Consider the following 15279-nt stretch of genomic DNA (forward strand, 5'->3'; position numbering starts at 1 on the left):
TGTACTGTTCTTTTGGTCACCATGAACCGTTCGGCTACCTGGCGGATAGAGGTCTTACCTGCCAGATAAGCTGCCACAACTCTTTGCCGTAGATCCAAAGAATGGGTTGGCATTCCCTTCTCTCCTTCCTCTTAAAATCTGTACCCTATTTTAAATTAACAGGCTGTACTTGAGGTTTTCAAGGAGCGTTTGAAACAGGCATGATTTCTATAGGCTTTGTTTTGCTAGTGTAGAAGGTGTTGCATGTTTTGATCTTTAGAGGTTGACAATGCTCTTGTGTATTGGCGATGTTCTCAGTTTAGCAGAATTGCAACAAACCTTGGCCATTACATCCGATGCTGAATTTGCAGATGGTGCCCTGACGGCTGGCTGGAATGCCAGGCTTGTCAAAAATAATAGGCAGATTCCTAAGGGATTCCTCCAGCACCAGAAGATTCAGGAGATTGTCTTTGCAGCTCTAGAGCGCAATTTGCTGTTTCAGATGGCTGCTCGGCCCAAGCTCATTCATTCTATTTTGATTAGCCGCTACGAAGCGGGCATGTCTTACGGCACTCATACCGACGATGCGCTTATGGTTGATCAGCGTCAGCTTATGCGTACAGATATTTCCTTTACCCTATTTCTGAGTGCCCCCGAAGACTATGAGGGTGGTGCGCTAAAAATTGAGAGTAGCGAAGGAGAACGAGCCTACAAGCTGCCGGCGGGCGCCTTGATTCTCTATCCTGCTTCGACCTTGCACCAAGTTGAGCCTGTAACCCGCGGGATCCGCTATGCTGTCGTCAGTTGGGTTCAAAGCCTAATTAGGGATCCGCAAGAACGCGAGATCCTCTTTGATTTAGAGACTGTGCGGCTGCAGATGTTTCAGGAATCGGGCAAGACACGCCACTTTGATTTGGTCTCCAAAGTTTACGCGAACCTGCTGCGGAAATGGGCGGAGCTCTAGAGGGATCGAAGAAAATAGAGCAGGGCTTCTCTGTCTTCAGCAGCCATATTTTTAAAGATCTCGCGGGAGCGTTCAGCTTCTCCCCCATGCCAGAGAATGGCCTCCTCGAGGCTGAGAGCGCGGCCATCGTGCAAATAGCCGGAGTAGGGCAGAACTGTCTGCGACAAGCCGATGCCCCACAAAGGGGGGGTGCGCCATTCTCGGCCCGTAGCCTCAAAGTCAGGGCGGCCATCTGCCAGTCCTTCGCCCATGTCATGCAACAGCAAATCGGTGTAGGGGTGGATGACTTGGTTGGCCAGGGCAGCGATCTCATGAATGCTGGTGTGCAGCTCTGGTCGGTGACACTTGGCGCATTGGGCTTGGACGAAGAGCTTTTCACCTCGCTGAACTTGGGGATCCTGCCAAAGGACGCGGCCAGGCACGGCCAGGGTTTGCACGTAAACGGTTGTCGCTTGGAGAGTGTCCTCGTCGATATCTTGGCTGCCATCGGCGGCCGGAAAAAGAGGATTCGTGACACCCATGTCGTTGGCGTAGGCGGCCGCAGTTTGTTGCCTGAGGTTGGGGGTATTGGCTTTCCAACCAAACCGTCCCAGCACCAGACGCTGCTGCTCTTGATCCCAAACAGAGTTGGGGCGGCCAGAGATGCCATCCCCATCAGTGTCGTCGGGATCGGCTGCTTCTAGGATTGCAGACTCGGGAACTGCTTCCAGTAGGCCCGCTCCAAACACCGGCTGGGGGATCCGCAGGGAGATGAGGACAGGCTCAATCGGCGATCCCTTCAGAGTCAACAGCTTCACAACAGGAGAACGAAGCCTGTAGGCGGTTCCGTCGGCGTACTGCCCGGTCTGCTCTACCCAGTGCAACTCCACCTTGGCCTCTGGCCGATAGCCTCGAACGGCCTTTTCTTGAATCTGCGTGCCGATGCCGGGCACAGGGGGAGTGTTGCCATAAGGAGCCATGGCCTCCCATCCAAAAGGCCGGGGATCCCCACTTCTATCCAGGGATCCAACCTGGCTCACCCTAACCACCCGCTGTCCTTTCTCGGGTAGACCGCGGCCGTCTTTGACATGACAACCGGCGCAGGAGTTGTTGTTGAACAGAGGTCCAAGGCCGGGGTTAACAGGCGCTGGAGCCGCTACAAAGTTGGCCTCAAAGGCAATGTCCCCCAGGGCATGCAGCCTGGCCCAGCGGGGATCCAAATTGGGGGCCGGCTGCTCGTAGGCTGTTGAGGTGCGGTTCCAAAGGGTTGTTTCGCCACCCGCTTGCGGGGGCAATGGCTGGGATCCATCTAGGCCGGCGGAAAAAGCCAGAAAGCTCGCTGCCCAAAGAGAGGCCAATCCCAGCATGAACATCTGGAGAAGACGACGCATAGGCTATCAAAATAGCGGCAACTCAACTCTTTTCGGACTTTCCTACTGCTGCAGAAGCGGCACAACTTCCTGAGCAAAGTTATCGAAAGCGTCTTCAATTTTTTCCATAGCGGCGGTAATAGATCCACGGGCATTGGCATCGCAAAGGCTTTTTTCGATAGGGTCAGGGATCCCCTGGAGAGCCGCCGCTGCTGCTTGTAACTCCGACTGAATTTGACTATCCAAATTGGGGTTGATGTCCCGGACAAATTGGCTGAGGCCGCGACCTTTTCTATCCCTAAATCCACCCAAGTAAGCATATTGGACGCTGCGCAGGTTGGCCTGAAACTCCGGCAGCGAATGGTGGGCAAAGCGGCTTTCCAAGAGAAAGGGATTTTGCTGGGCGAAGGCTTTGCCAATTTTGACCTTGCCCAGCTCGTCCAACATGCTGAGAATACCTTGGGCTATTTCTTCAGCAGCAGCTTGCAGCGTCAGGTAGCTCTTGCTGCCCTCCCCGGCTTTCACCCATTCTTCGCGAAAAGCAGGCAGCCCTTGCACGCCCTCTGTCCAGCTCTTGAGTAGCTTTTCCGCCGTATCCGCCAAAACCGGGCCAAGGGCAGCCAAGTACTCCCGATCCCGCTCGGTAAAGTCTTGCAAGGACTTATTGTTATCCACGCCAAAGAGCAGGAAGGCCACGGCATGAAATCCCTTTTGCCCGCTTTCCAACTCGGCCACGGTCTCTGGAGTGAGGGGATCGCCGCTGTTGAGAACTTCCAGCACCTCCACCTCGTTCAGGGGCCATTCGTCCAAATCCGCATCTAGCCCCAAGGAGGCCGCCGGCCCGAAGGCAAAAGCCTCGCTCTCCTCCCACGTTAGACGGGCAACAGACAAAGCCTGGCGAGCCGCTTGCAAAGTCTGGGAATTGGGATCTTGCACGAAGGCCTGGATGGCTTGAGACAGGGCCTGGGTATCGGCGGCCAACTGCTCATAGGCAGGGATCACCACCTGATCGGCAAAGTCGATCAAAATCTGCCGATCCTGAAACCGCTGCTCAGGAGAGAGCACAACGGCTGGCCGGCCAGAGCCCGCTCCTTCTTCTCCCCCTTCCCCACCCTCGCCGCCGCCATCCACCGGGATGGGCCGACACTCTGGGTTCATTTGAGCCGCCTGCTGGGGCGAGGCCTGGCTCAGGGCCGGTGGATCCTTTTGGCTTTCCCCGCAAGCAGCCCCGCTAACCAGAACATAAAGCCCTATCCCCGTCCACAGCTTCAGATATCTCGACATCTCCTCTGGGCTCCTTACCCCTCGGCTTGGCCAACTTTGGCTTGATTGTAACCTAGCTATTGAGACTCAATCTTAAGAAAAGAGAGATTTTTACCACCGGTTGCCACGGGATCCCTCGCTTAGGCCCAACCCTTCAGGGACAACTGCCGCGCACAAAAGCTGTGGAAGGCGAAGTTAACCTGGATTTTAACAAAATTTAACCCCAGGTATATTGATATCTTCTCTCAAGAAGCCTAGAGTGAGTCACAGCTTGCTATTGAGACTTACTCTCAATAGTTGGTTGCGTGTCTCGAAAGGATGTGTCCGTGCGGCCAGAGGCGGGCCTGGGGCAAAGTCTCTGGCCTTTTCCCAAGCAAGCTTGTTTAGAAACGCAAGAGGAGCGAAGATGACAGCGACGATACCGAAGCAAGAAGGGGGATCTAGCTCGCAACAACAGATCCCCTGGTGGGCGGGCAACGCCCGTTTGACCGTTCTTTCTGGCCGGCTGCTGGGGGCGCATGTGGCCCATGCCGGGCTGATCGTTCTCTGGGCAGGGGCGATGACCCTGATCGAGTTGGCTAAGTTTGACCCCAGCCGACCGATGTATGAGCAGGGGCTCATTCTCTTGCCCCACCTGGCCAGCTTGGGGCTGGGGGTGGGATCCGGCGGGGAAGTTTTGGATACGGATATCTACTTTGCGGTGGGAGCGATCCACCTCATCAGCTCTGCCTTTTTGGGGTTTGGGGGCATTTTTCATGCCCTGCGCGGGCCGGCGGTGCTGGATCCCAAAGCTTTTCCCCTGTTTAGCTACGACTGGCAAGACAAAGACAAAATGACCACCATCCTAGGGATCCACCTAGTGCTGCTGGGCCTGGGAGCCTGGCTTTTGGTGCTCAAGGCAATGGTGTTTGGCGGGTTGTTCGACCCGGTGGCGGGAGAAGTGCGCCTAGTGGCTCCCAACTGGAACCCCTTTGGCCACCTGCTGGGCACGGAAGGTCGCCATTGGATAGCCGGGGTGGACACTTTGGAAGACGTGGTGGGCGGCCACCTCTGGCTGGGCCTGCTCCTGGTGGCAGGTGGGATTTGGCATATCGTGACCAAGCCTTTTGCCTGGGCAGAACGGATTTTTGTCTGGTCTGGGGAAGCTTATCTTTCCTACAGCTTGGGAGCTTTGGCCTTGATGGGGTTTATTGCCGCCTATTGGGTTGCCGTCAATCCCGTCGTCTATCCCGAAGTTTTCTATGGGCCGCTGCTGCGGGTGGGCTTGGATCGCTATCCCTTTTTTGAGCAAGGGGGGGCTCTCACATCTAGGGTTTGGCTGGCCAATGCCCACTTTTGGCTGGCCTTTTTCTTCCTTCAGGGTCACCTTTTCCATGCCCTAAAAGCACGAGGATTCAATTTCCGTACTGGCAGAGTAGAGCTTGCTGCGCAGCAGGTCTAACGACAATCTGGCCATCTAATTTTGGGCTTTGCACTTGCAGTTTCGAGGTAGGAGCAATGGCAAAAATAGGTCTATTTTTCGGCACTCAAACCGGAAATACCGAAAGAGCTGCTGAGATGATTCAAAAAGAGCTGGGCGAAGACAAGGTGGATTTGATCGACATTGCCGAAGCCAGTATTGAGGACTTTGAGAAGTACGACTACTTAATTATCGGCTGTCCAACCTGGAACATTGGGGAGCTGCAGGCCGATTGGGATGGGTTTTTTCCCAATTTGGATGAAATCGATTTTTCCGGTAAGACGGTGGCCTACTTTGGAGTTGGGGATCAGTTAGGCTATCCCGACAACTTTCAAGATGCCATGGGGATCCTGGCCCAAAAAATCGCCGAGCGTGGCGGCAAAAATGTCGGCTCCTGGCCCACAGAGGGCTACGAGTTCAATGAGTCCAAGGGAGTGGTTAACGGCGAGTTTGTCGGCCTTGCCCTGGATGAAGACAATCAGCCGGAGCTGACGGAAAAACGAATTAAAGAGTGGACGGCCAAACTCAAAACACTCTTCAATCTGTAATCTCAAACCCGGCTTCTTAACTTGTTGTGGATACTGTGGGAGTTTGTCATGACTGGCGCAGTTCTATCTTCATCACCTACCTCTGCCGAGGGATCCCCTCAGGTCAGTTGGTTGGCAGGCAATGCTCGCTTGGTGAATCTGTCCGGAAAGCTGCTGGGGGCCCACGTGGCCCATGCGGGGTTGATCATGCTGTGGGCCGGCGGCATGACCCTGTTTGAAGTGGCCCACTGGGATCCGGCTCAGCCCATGGGCAGCCAAGGGCTGATCTTGCTGCCCCATTTGGCCACGTTGGGTATCGGCGTCAATGCAGAGGGGGTGGCCACGGATCCCTATCCCTTTTTTGTGGTGGGCGTTCTGCACCTGATTGCCTCGGCGGTGCTGGGGGCAGGAGGGATCTTCCATGCCCTTTTGGGGCCGGAGGTGCTGCCCAAAGGAGAAACCTTGGCCCAGTTTTTCGGCTACGACTGGGAAGACGACGACAAGATGACCACCATCCTGGGGATCCACCTGCTGCTGTTGGGGCTGGGGGCGTGGTTGCTGGTGGCCAAAGCGCTCTTCTGGGGAGGGCTGTACGATGCTCACCTGGGCCGCGTGCGGGTGGTAACGGATCCCACCCTCAATCCGCTGCGGATTTTTGCCTACCTGACGCCGCTGATGGGCCAGCAGGGCATGGCTGCTGTGGATAACCTAGAAGATCTGGTGGGAGGGCACATCTACGTTGGCCTGCTTTGCGTCTTGGGGGGATGGTGGCACATAGCCACACGGCCCTTTGCCTGGGCCAAGCAGATCCTGATCTACTCGGGCGAAGCCTACCTCTCCTACAGCCTGGGGGCCCTGGCCTACATGGGCATCTTGGCGGCCTATTTTGTCAGCGTCAACGAGATTGCCTATCCGGTGGCTTTCTACGGGCCGCTGGGGCTGGCTGCCGACGAGATGGGTGTGGTGAGCAGCCGCACCTGGTTGGCCACAGCCCACTTTGTCTTGGGGATCCTGTTTTTGGCAGGGCACATCTGGCATGCCATCCGGGCGCGGGCGGCAGCCAACGGCTTTGACTTCCAGCGCGGGGGCTGGGTGCGAGCCACAGATCCGCAGGTGGGCAACTTGGAGACGCCGGTAAACCAGGGGGATCTCACCCTGCTGCTGCTGCAAAACCTGCCCATCTACCGGGAGGGCTTGTCGCCCTTTCTGCGTGGCTTGGAGATTGGCATGGCCCATGGGTACTTTCTGGTGGGGCCGTTTTACAAGCTAAGTCCGCTGCGGGATTCGGAGCAGGCCCTGACAGCAGGGACGCTGGCGACCATCGGCCTGGTGCTGATCCTGACGGTTTGTCTCTCCGTTTACGGACGGGTGTCCTTTCCGCGCTCGCGGCTGGTAGCGGTGCTCAATACCCCCTACGGCGAGGTGGCCTATCCGACGCCAGGGGTGCAACTGATGGCGGAATCGCAGGGATCCCCTCAGCCGGTGCGCCTGCCGGCAAGCTCGGAGGACTTGCCCGAAAACTTGCGCACCCGCGCCGGTTGGAGCCAGTTGGCCGGAGGGTTTCTGGTGGGCGGTGTTGGCGGTGCCCTGTTTGCCTACATGCTCTTGAGCAGCGGCGATGTGGTAGCCCAGATTTTGCCGGGGCTGTAAAGCAGGGTTGAGGCTTCTCAAAGCAGGGGAGGGGAGATCCTCATCCCCTCCTCTCTGTCCCGATCTGCCCGGTTTGGATAGTTCTGCCGATTTCTAGAACTCTTGTTTGTGAAGCTTTTGTCAGCCACCGGCTTCAATCTTTCGACAGTCGAAATGGGACGGCCAAAATGAGTTTAGGTTCCGCTTCCGCGCTCTCTTTTGAGGCACTTTATTTGGGTGTTTCTCCCAGTCTCAAGCTTTTCGACCGACCTTTGCTGGGATCCCTGGGAAAATGTTTCCGTGTGGCCTACTGGGAGTATCACCAAACCCAGGATGAGCCCTGTAGTTTAGAGACAGTCGTGACGCTACTATACGAATACCTGAAGGCTTGGGATCGACCGGTGCACCTCATCGGCCATGGCTTGAGCGGGGTGGTCGCCTATCTTTTCGCGTGCCACTATCCCCAACGGGTACGGTCTCTGACCCTGCTGGCAGTGTCCGATCAGCCTGCCGCTACCTGGCACGCCCATTTCTACCTGCAACGAAAAATGTTTTTCTGTAGCCGAGAACAGCTCCTGGTGCGTATAGCCCAGAGCCTTCTGCCCACTTCAGAACAGTGGCGAGCGCGCTCACTCTCCCATGCTCTGGCTAAAGACTTAGATACTTCCCCCATACCTCACTCCCTATTTCAGGTGATAGCGATTCCAGCTCGGAAAGTTTCGGTGCCGATGTTGGTTTGCGCCAGCAAGGATGACCCCATTGTGGATCCTGCTGCGCTCGAGAAGTGGAAAAACCACTTAAAGCCGGGGGATCAAATGTGGCTTTGCCCTGGAGGGCGACACTTTTTTCACTATTCTTTTCCAAGTTTGGTCAATCTGAAAATCATGGATTTTTGGCAGGAACTGCGCAAACTTCAGCCCAGCATGGCCTAAGGCGGCTGGATCTTCGCGGGATGATGGACATGGCCGCTCATTCAAACACTGGAGGAGCTCCGTTTGCCGCCCAGGTCGAGCCCCTCACAACAGAAAAACGGGCAGGGGTGGAAGGAGGCCATTGAGCTGCCGGTAAAATTGATAGAATGAGGCCGGCCCCCCGACTTGGATAGGGAATGGGCTTGACTGTGGGATCCGCGACTATGTTCGACAAACTGCTCTTTCCCATCGACAACTCGCGTGAGACCAGCCACGCCTTGCCCTTAGTGGCAGACATAGCGCAGCGCTACAAAAGTCAGGTGTACCTGCTCTCGGTTCTGGATGCTGCGGAGCTGGACGCGGAGCGGGCAGAACAAGCCCGGCAGAACATCCAGAACCTGCTCAAACAGACGGAGCTGGGCCTACAGCAAATTGGCATCAGCAGCGTCAAGAGCGAGTATCGCGAGGGAAAAGTGCCCTTTGTGATCTGCGATGTGGCAGACGAGCTGGAGATCAGCCTGATCGTGATGGGATCCCGTGGCCTCAGCTTGTCTGCGGAGGGGCGGAACAACTCCGTCAGCCACCGGGTGATCGACCTCGCCCCTTGCCCGGTGCTGGTGGTGCCCTGAGGGGCAAGGATCCCGGCAAGTGTTATCCTGGAGAGTACTTCAAGGGGGGCTCTTGCCCAGTCTAAATGTTGCCTTGTGTAACAGCAAGGCTATTATTCTTTGGCTTATCTGAGAGTTTGCAGTACAACGAAGAGCGAGATGCAGCTTTGTCCGACTTTGTGGGCGGTCTGCAGGATCAGATCCCGGTATGCGCACATCTGTATTGACTTCAGAAAGTGTCGCCGGAAGAAGCTGTGAGCCTCATTGTTAGCAACAGCCGGTCAGTTCCCTTCCGAGAATCGTCATGGAAAGTCGTGGTTATAACAAGTCCTCGCAGAAAAGCTTTGAGGTGATGCGGCACTTCGCAGAAACCTACGCCAAACGCACTGACACTTTTTTCTGCTCCGATCCTTCGATTACGACCGCGGTGATCGAGGGCTTGGCTCTACACAAAGAGCAATTGGGCGCCCCGCTATGTCCCTGTCGTTTTTATGAAGACAAAGAGGCAGAAGCAAAAGCCGGCTATTGGAATTGCCCCTGTGTACCCATGCGGGAGCGAAAAGAATGCCACTGTATGCTCTTTTTAACCCCAGACAACCCCTTTGCCGGCACCAGCCAAACCCTAGAGGAGGTGCCCCTAGAGTACCAGGCCAAATAGTTGGCAATGGGTCTGTCTCTGGGTTGAGCGACAAAGACCGGTATAATCGGGAAATAGTTGGGTAGTCGATAGTCGCAGGAGGAGGAAACTCTTTTTATGACTCCCTCACTTGCTAACTTTCTCTGGAGCTTGGTGTACGGCGCAGTTGTGTTAGGGGCTCTCTTCGGCGCCATCATCTTCGTCAGCCAAAGAGATAGGGTGCGTCGTCGCTGAGTCTCCCCCTCGCCAGGGCTTGTCTGCGGATCGCTCACAACCCCTTATGATCAAAAGCTGATCTGGCGACATCCTGGGAGCGTTGACCCACCCTCTGCACTACTGGCGGCAAAAAAACCGCTACTACCACGAGGATCTAGAGCGGCTGCACCGCTTCTTCGTTCCTCCAGGATTGCGCATTCTCGAAATCGGCTCCGGCACCGGATCCCTGCTCAACGCTTTGCAGCCCGGTTTTGGCGTGGGGATCGACTGGGACGCGGAGATCGTTGCCCAAGCTCAGTTTCAGTTTCCCCATCTCCACTTCCGGGTGCAGGATGCCCACCGGCTAGACGAAAGGGATCCGGTCTTGGCGGGGCCTTTTGATGTTATTTTGCTCGTCAATACCCTGGGCTACCTGGCCGATATTCAGCAGGTTCTCCAGCAGTTGCGCCGTTTTTGTACGCCGCGTACCCGGCTGATCCTCTCCCACCACAACCCCCTCTGGGAGCCGCTGCTGGGCCTGGCGACTGTCCTCAAGCAGCGCATGCCTCTGCCGGCAGCCAACTGGCTCTCGGCTGGTGATGTGGCCAATCTGCTGCACCTGGCGGGGTACGAGGTCATTCAGCAGGGCAAGCGGCTGTTGCTGCCGCGGCGGATCCCATTGCTCTCGACGTTGATCAACCACTTCATTGCCCCCTTGCCTGGGATCAACGCCCTCTGCCTGACCGAATATACGATTGCCCGCCTCCAGCCCGATCCCGCCTGGGATCCCCCCCCTGAGGAGCAACCTTCTTGCACAGTGGTGATCCCGGCCCGCAACGAGGCGGGCAACATCCGCCGCTGTGTGGAGCAGTTGCCCGAGATGGGATCCCGAACTGAGATCATTTTTGTGGAGGGGCATTCCAGCGACGACACTTGGGCCGAGATCCAGCGGGTTCAGGCCGAATACCAGGGGATCCGCACTATCCAAGCTCTCCAGCAAGAGGGCAAGGGCAAGGGAGATGCAGTGCGCAAGGGGTTTGCCGCAGCCAGTGGCGATGTACTGATCATTCTCGACGCCGACTTGACCGTCCAGGCGGAAGACCTCCCCAAGTTTTTCCGGGCGGTGGCCTCTGGGCGGTGCGACTTTGCCAACGGCTGCCGCCTGGTCTATCCCCTGAAACCAGAAGCAATGCCGCGCCTTAACCAGTGGGCCAATCGTTTTTTTGCCGCTCTCCTCTCCCACATTCTCGGCATCCGCATCAAAGATTCCCTCTGCGGCACCAAGGCCCTGTGGCGAGAGGACTATTGGCAGATTGTCAAGCTGCGGCAAGAGTGGGGGGATTTTGACCCGTTTGGGGATTTCGACCTGTTGCTGGGGGCGGCCAAGCGCACCCTCAAGATCCTGGACATCCCCGTGCGCTATTTTCCCAGAACCTATGGCCGCTCCAACATCCAACACGTGCGGGATGGGCTGCGGCTGCTGCAGATCTGCGCTTTTGCCCTCAAGCGCTTCAAGGGATCCTGAGGCAACGCCAATGGCCCTCAAGTTCCCAGAAGGTGGGTCACCCCGCCCCCCTGGAGATTGTTACAATAGTTGGCTATCAATGAACTGGGTGGATCGGCCCCACAAAGAAGCACCGCAGGAAAGAAGCAATGGGGGAATCCATATTGAGCAGAATTGGGCACTGGATCTCGAATACTCCCCTACGTTCCCTTGATCGAGCTTATGATGCTGCCCTGCGCATTAAAGCCATCGAAGACCGCTACTTTCAGGGAGAGCCCATCGGCAACAACGGAACCCACGGCCAAAACACCAGCCGCTACTTTCAGATCCAATTGCGCCAGGAATTGCGCCAGATCGATCTTAGTTTAGCGGAGTTCAGGGCCAGCAGCGTCTTTTCTCGCCTGCCGGATCCCGCGCAAAATGGCAGTGGCCCTCGCTTCTCTGCCGATAAAGATCCCGGCAAAGATCCAAGCGCTCAAAAAGATCCCGCTGCCGAGGTCGGCTCTTCCGAGAACAAGGACCAAGATGCTGCAAATGGCCGGCAAAGTCCGGATCCCTCGATTTTGGAAAAGCTGGAGTTTATCGATCAGGTGACCTCGCGATACAAGCGCCCTGCCGCCCCACCCAAGCTTCCCCACCAGCCTGAACCACTGATCTCAACCCGTCCCCCTGCTTCTGAAGAGCCTGCCAAGCCGAGTCCTGTTAAGACCAACGCCGACAGCAGCGCTGCTCCGGCTGCCTCTAAAGCCGCCATCTTGCCCCGCTCTATTCTGCGCACGGCCAACCAGATCCGCCGTGAGCTGAGTTCGCAAGCAGAAGAGGAGCTGATCGAGGAGTACCGTGAGTCTCGCACGCGCACGCTGGTCTCAGTTCGGTTTTTGTTGTTGTTGGCCATTTTGCCGCTGCTTGTCCAGATTTTCTCGAAACAATTCCTGTTCGGACCGTTGGTGGATCGCCTGCAGCCGCAGGAACCCACCCTCGTAGCCCTAAGCTACGAATTTCAAGAGAAAGCTCTCTCCGAGTTTGAGTTTTTCAAGGAAAAAATAGAGTTTGAGCAGGCTTTACACCACCAATCTTCAGAGCCCAACCTAGAATCAGAAGACCAACTGTCCAGGAAGGCCGAGGAGTTGCTGCAAAAATACGGTCGCAAGAATTTGGAAGGCCTGAAGAACGTCTTTGCCGACTTGCTATCGCTGGCGGTATTTGGTTGGCTGATCTTTATCGGGCGCGAAGAAATTGAGGTTCTTAAGTCTTTTTTGGATCGCCTGATCTATGGCCTCAGTGACAGTGCTAAGGCTTTCATTATTATTCTTTTTACCGATGTCTTTGTGGGTTATCACTCACCCCACGGTTGGGAGGTGCTTCTGGGTAGCTTAGCTGCCCACCTGGGCCTGCCCGAAAACCGCAATTTCATCTACGGCTTTATTGCCACTTTTCCCGTTTTTCTGGATACGCTCTTTAAGTACTGGATCTTCCGTTACTTGAACCGCGTATCGCCGTCGGCGGTGGCCACCTACCATGCCATGAACGATTGAGGGTTCGCAGTTGCCTTCATTGGAGAATCTGGGCCGCTGCCCTCACCCCCAGCCCCTCTCCCAGAGGTGCCCAAGCGCTCCGCGCCGCTCACGCGACCACCCCCGGCCCCTCTCCCAGAGGGAGTTGCCCTCACCCCCAGCCCCTCTCCCAGAGGGAGAGGGGAGCTGGGGATCGGCCTAACGAGTCGTTTCGTTGCCGTTGGAAACAGCCCTAATTTGAGTTCTCTGAGTTAGCTGCGCAGGCGCAAGGACTGACGATGGCAAAACCCGCAGACAAACCAACGCTCCAGTTCGGCGGCAGGGGTAGGGCAGCCACAGGTGGGGCAAGGGAGTAGGTTTTGCTGGGTCTGCCGTTGTTTGACCACTCTCGCCCAGCGCTCGAAAGCCACTTTCGGATCCGAGATGGGCTGTTTGGGGGGAGCGTTGCGGCAAGATCGAGGGCGTTGTCCATCTTGGGCAGCGAGGCGGGGGGGGCCATAAAACTTGCTGGTCAACTCCGCATCAGGGTGGGGAGCGACCGGGTTGGATCCCTCGTGCCAAGCGCCGGGGCTAAAGCGAATGTCGCTGAGGGGGGGATGCAGGCGGCTGTTGAGTTTTCTGAGAATGAGTTGGCGTTGTAAGGTTAAGTTTTGCGCCCAGGACGGGGTAGAGGTGGCTACCTGCAGCACCTGGCGGCGCACGTTGAGGGGATGGGTTTGCGCTGCTACCGCCTCTCCCACCACTTCCGGCCAAAGCTGCCTTAGGAGCTGCATTTGCTTCAGTTCAGCCCAACACGGATGGCTGCCAAAGCTACCCAGTGCCTCATCTAACCGTCGCAGCATGGTGTCGATAGGGATAGCTCAGGAAACGCCGTTTTGGTCTTCCAGCGATTTTGCCGCTTCGCTGAGGGCGGACTGGATGGAAGCGGCATCGGGCAGGGAACGGGAGCCGCCATTGAGGCTGACAAGTCCCTCCAGGCTGCGAATGTGAATATCCTGCTGCGGGAAAGGAATGCGGATCCCACGCCGCCGAAACTCGGCCTCGATGGCGAAGTTCAGCTCGCTGATCAAGACAAATTGATCCTGGGGACGGTTGATCCACACCAGCAGCTCAAAGTTGAGGGAAGAGGGGCCAAAAGACTTGAGCCAGACTTGGGGGGCGGGGCTGCTCAACACCCGAGCATTTTCTTTGGCGGCGCTGAGCAGAGCTTCGGTAACCAGGGCAGTATCGGAGCCATAGGCCACACCGACGGGAATGTGAATGCGACAGCGGGGATCCCGGTAGCTCCAGTTCACCACCTTTGACTCGGTGAAGCGGGAGTTGGGCACAATCACAAAGATGCGATCCAAAGTGCGCAGGACGGTGGCCCGCGGGCCGATGCGCTCCACGGTGCCGAGCAGGTTGTCCACTTCCACCAGATCCCCGATTTGGATGGGGCGCTCCAGCAAAATAGCGATGTAGCTGATGTAGTTGTTGGAGAGGTTTTGCAGGCCAAAGCCGATCCCCAAACCCACCGCCCCGGCAATCACCGCCAGGGATCCCAGATTCAGGCCGCTGAAGGGCAAGACCAAGAGGATCCCGAACAGGGTGAGGATGTACTTGAAGATGGCCGTTGTAGACTCCTGGGTGCCCAGATCCAGTCCCAGCCGGCTCAGAAACCGCTGCTTAAAGCCAACGCTGACGTAGTGGGCAACGGTGAAGACCAAAACGGCCAGCACAAAGAAGACCAGTAAGCTGGCAATGGAGACGCTGGAATTGGGCAGCGGTTGGGTGAGGACGCCCAACGCCGTGGCCACCACCCGCCCCAAGCCCAGGTAAAAAGCGCGCTGAAACGGTCGCAGGGCGGGTATGAAGCTGATGCCGCGATCCAGGGAGATGCCGGCAATGAGAATTGCCCCCACGCCTCGCAGGAGCACTCCCCCAATGTCGATCCAGGTTCCCCAGGCCGGGCCGGCCTGGAGCTCCAGCCACCTCTGCAGGCGAACTAGGCTGCGGTCGAACAGCCGCCAGAGAAAGAACCCCAGCGCCAATGTGGCCAGACCGGCCAGGATGGTGAGAGCCAGCACGCGCGGATCCTGCGCCCGCTGCAGATCCAGCCGATCCTGCCGGTACTCGGCAATGGCTTGTTCCAGCCGTCGCGCCCAAGTGTTGGCCACCAGACGCACGTCGTTGAGGCCCACCTGGCCCAGCGGCACCCTGCGCTCGGCGGCGGCATCGGCATAGGTGACGGTAAACAGATACCGCTGGGTGGCCTCAAAGCGGCCCCTTTCTCCCAGACGTAAGATGTATTGCCCGTTGGCATCCTGGTCCACCCGCACCTCCGGCTGCGGCAACTGGCCCTCCGCCAGAAAGCGCTCAATGATCGCCCGCACGTTGTCGGCCCGCACATCGCTGGGGTACTCTGCCGTCTGCAGGCGAAACACCGGGATGTTCCCCACCAAGACTTCTGTGCCCTCTTGGCCGGTAAAGGGGATCCCAGTTGGGCTAGGGGTCGGGGAGGGGGATCCCTCAGGAGTTGGCACTTCGGCAGGGGTGGGGCCGGTCTGGAAAAAGCCGGGATCCCGAAATTCAAGGGCCTGAGCCACCGGGATCCCAGCAGCCTTGGAGACCGGAGCAGGCAGGAGCCAGAGGCCGATCCCAGCTATCAGCCCCATCGCCAGGGCCGCTCCCTTCAGCAGGACAGAGTCTCGAATGGCTCGTTGGACACGAACGCCCATTGTCTCGGGGATCCCTAGGATGC

The 15279-nt window shown here is 57.3% G+C and carries 14 protein-coding genes and 1 pseudogene; 10 read left to right on the plus strand and 5 right to left on the minus strand.

Annotation, left to right across the window (positions count from 1 at the left end):
- Positions 1–113: pseudogene (locus NW851_RS06875) on the minus strand (IS630 family transposase); the annotation flags it as partial.
- Between the two features lie 155 nt (positions 114–268).
- Here NW851_RS06875 and NW851_RS06880 point away from each other — a divergent pair.
- Positions 269–943, plus strand: coding sequence for a Fe2+-dependent dioxygenase (locus NW851_RS06880; protein WP_414337390.1), 675 nt, complete (start codon positions 269–271; stop codon positions 941–943).
- On the opposite strand, the gene NW851_RS06885 is transcribed toward NW851_RS06880, so the two are convergent.
- Positions 940–2313, minus strand: a complete 1374-nt coding sequence (locus tag NW851_RS06885; RefSeq protein WP_414337391.1) for a di-heme oxidoredictase family protein — start codon at positions 2311–2313, stop codon at positions 940–942. The two genes, NW851_RS06880 and NW851_RS06885, sit on opposite strands and share 4 nt — an antisense overlap.
- A gap of 42 nt (positions 2314–2355) precedes the next feature.
- Entirely contained in the window at positions 2356–3576 is a 1221-nt protein-coding gene (locus tag NW851_RS06890) for an imelysin family protein (RefSeq protein WP_414337392.1), read from the minus strand.
- A gap of 385 nt (positions 3577–3961) precedes the next feature.
- Between NW851_RS06890 and NW851_RS06895 the strand changes: the two genes are divergently transcribed.
- The 9 genes from NW851_RS06895 (at position 3962) to pxcA (ending at position 12560) form a co-directional block, all read left to right on the plus strand.
- Positions 3962–4996: a chlorophyll a/b binding light-harvesting protein gene (locus NW851_RS06895; protein ID WP_414333705.1), complete on the plus strand. Its 1035-nt coding sequence runs from the start codon at positions 3962–3964 to the stop codon at positions 4994–4996.
- 56 nt (positions 4997–5052) lie between these two features.
- A complete protein-coding gene (fldA, locus tag NW851_RS06900; protein WP_414333703.1) occupies positions 5053–5562 on the plus strand; it encodes a flavodoxin FldA in 510 nt (169 codons plus the stop codon).
- A 48-nt stretch (positions 5563–5610) separates the two neighbouring features.
- The gene (locus tag NW851_RS06905) at positions 5611–7191 is read left to right on the plus strand and encodes a chlorophyll a/b binding light-harvesting protein (protein ID WP_414333701.1); all 1581 of its coding nucleotides are present in this window, start codon (positions 5611–5613) and stop codon (positions 7189–7191) included.
- A gap of 167 nt (positions 7192–7358) precedes the next feature.
- Complete coding sequence (locus tag NW851_RS06910) at positions 7359–8102, plus strand: alpha/beta fold hydrolase (RefSeq protein ID WP_414337394.1); 744 nt, start codon at positions 7359–7361, stop codon at positions 8100–8102.
- Between the two features lie 203 nt (positions 8103–8305).
- A complete protein-coding gene (locus NW851_RS06915; RefSeq protein ID WP_414333698.1) occupies positions 8306–8710 on the plus strand; it encodes a universal stress protein in 405 nt (134 codons plus the stop codon).
- Positions 8711–8993: 283 nt separating this feature from the next.
- Positions 8994–9347 carry a ferredoxin-thioredoxin reductase catalytic domain-containing protein gene (locus NW851_RS06920; protein WP_414333696.1) on the plus strand — a complete coding sequence of 118 codons (354 nt, stop codon included), beginning with the start codon at positions 8994–8996 and terminating at the stop codon, positions 9345–9347.
- A gap of 96 nt (positions 9348–9443) precedes the next feature.
- On the plus strand, positions 9444–9560 hold the full coding sequence (locus tag NW851_RS06925; RefSeq protein WP_414337396.1) for a photosystem II reaction center X protein: 117 nt from the start codon (positions 9444–9446) through the stop codon (positions 9558–9560).
- Positions 9561–9642: 82 nt separating this feature from the next.
- Positions 9643–11046 (plus strand): glycosyltransferase, encoded by a 1404-nt coding sequence (locus NW851_RS06930; RefSeq protein ID WP_414333694.1) that lies wholly within the window; start codon positions 9643–9645, stop codon positions 11044–11046.
- Positions 11047–11174: 128 nt separating this feature from the next.
- The gene (gene pxcA / locus NW851_RS06935) at positions 11175–12560 is read left to right on the plus strand and encodes a proton extrusion protein PcxA (RefSeq protein ID WP_414333693.1); all 1386 of its coding nucleotides are present in this window, start codon (positions 11175–11177) and stop codon (positions 12558–12560) included.
- A gap of 230 nt (positions 12561–12790) precedes the next feature.
- Here pxcA and NW851_RS06940 read toward each other — a convergent pair whose 3' ends face one another.
- Complete coding sequence (locus NW851_RS06940; protein ID WP_414337398.1) at positions 12791–13381, minus strand: DUF721 domain-containing protein; 591 nt, start codon at positions 13379–13381, stop codon at positions 12791–12793.
- An 18-nt stretch (positions 13382–13399) separates the two neighbouring features.
- Entirely contained in the window at positions 13400–15256 is a 1857-nt protein-coding gene (locus tag NW851_RS06945; RefSeq protein ID WP_414337400.1) for a mechanosensitive ion channel family protein, read from the minus strand.
- Between the last annotated feature and the right edge of the window lie 23 nt (positions 15257–15279).

Source organism: Synechococcus sp. H55.7 (assembly GCF_047462395.1).
In the GTDB taxonomy this organism is placed as follows: domain Bacteria; phylum Cyanobacteriota; class Cyanobacteriia; order Thermostichales; family Thermostichaceae; genus Thermostichus.

Excerpts from the sequence above, each read along its gene's own strand:
- NW851_RS06880 (WP_414337390.1), top strand. The coding sequence starts at position 269 with ATGCTCTTGTGTATTGGCGATGTTCTCAGTTTAGCAGAATTGCAACAA.
- NW851_RS06885 (WP_414337391.1), bottom strand. The coding sequence starts at position 2,313 with ATGCGTCGTCTTCTCCAGATGTTCATGCTGGGATTGGCCTCTCTTTGG.
- NW851_RS06890 (WP_414337392.1), bottom strand. The coding sequence starts at position 3,576 with ATGTCGAGATATCTGAAGCTGTGGACGGGGATAGGGCTTTATGTTCTG.
- NW851_RS06895 (WP_414333705.1), top strand. The coding sequence starts at position 3,962 with ATGACAGCGACGATACCGAAGCAAGAAGGGGGATCTAGCTCGCAACAA.
- fldA (WP_414333703.1), top strand. The coding sequence starts at position 5,053 with ATGGCAAAAATAGGTCTATTTTTCGGCACTCAAACCGGAAATACCGAA.
- NW851_RS06905 (WP_414333701.1), top strand. The coding sequence starts at position 5,611 with ATGACTGGCGCAGTTCTATCTTCATCACCTACCTCTGCCGAGGGATCC.
- NW851_RS06910 (WP_414337394.1), top strand. The coding sequence starts at position 7,359 with ATGAGTTTAGGTTCCGCTTCCGCGCTCTCTTTTGAGGCACTTTATTTG.
- NW851_RS06915 (WP_414333698.1), top strand. The coding sequence starts at position 8,306 with ATGTTCGACAAACTGCTCTTTCCCATCGACAACTCGCGTGAGACCAGC.
- NW851_RS06920 (WP_414333696.1), top strand. The coding sequence starts at position 8,994 with ATGGAAAGTCGTGGTTATAACAAGTCCTCGCAGAAAAGCTTTGAGGTG.
- NW851_RS06925 (WP_414337396.1), top strand. The coding sequence starts at position 9,444 with ATGACTCCCTCACTTGCTAACTTTCTCTGGAGCTTGGTGTACGGCGCA.
- pxcA (WP_414333693.1), top strand. The coding sequence starts at position 11,175 with ATGGGGGAATCCATATTGAGCAGAATTGGGCACTGGATCTCGAATACT.
- NW851_RS06940 (WP_414337398.1), bottom strand. The coding sequence starts at position 13,381 with ATGCTGCGACGGTTAGATGAGGCACTGGGTAGCTTTGGCAGCCATCCG.
- NW851_RS06945 (WP_414337400.1), bottom strand. The coding sequence starts at position 15,256 with ATGGGCGTTCGTGTCCAACGAGCCATTCGAGACTCTGTCCTGCTGAAG.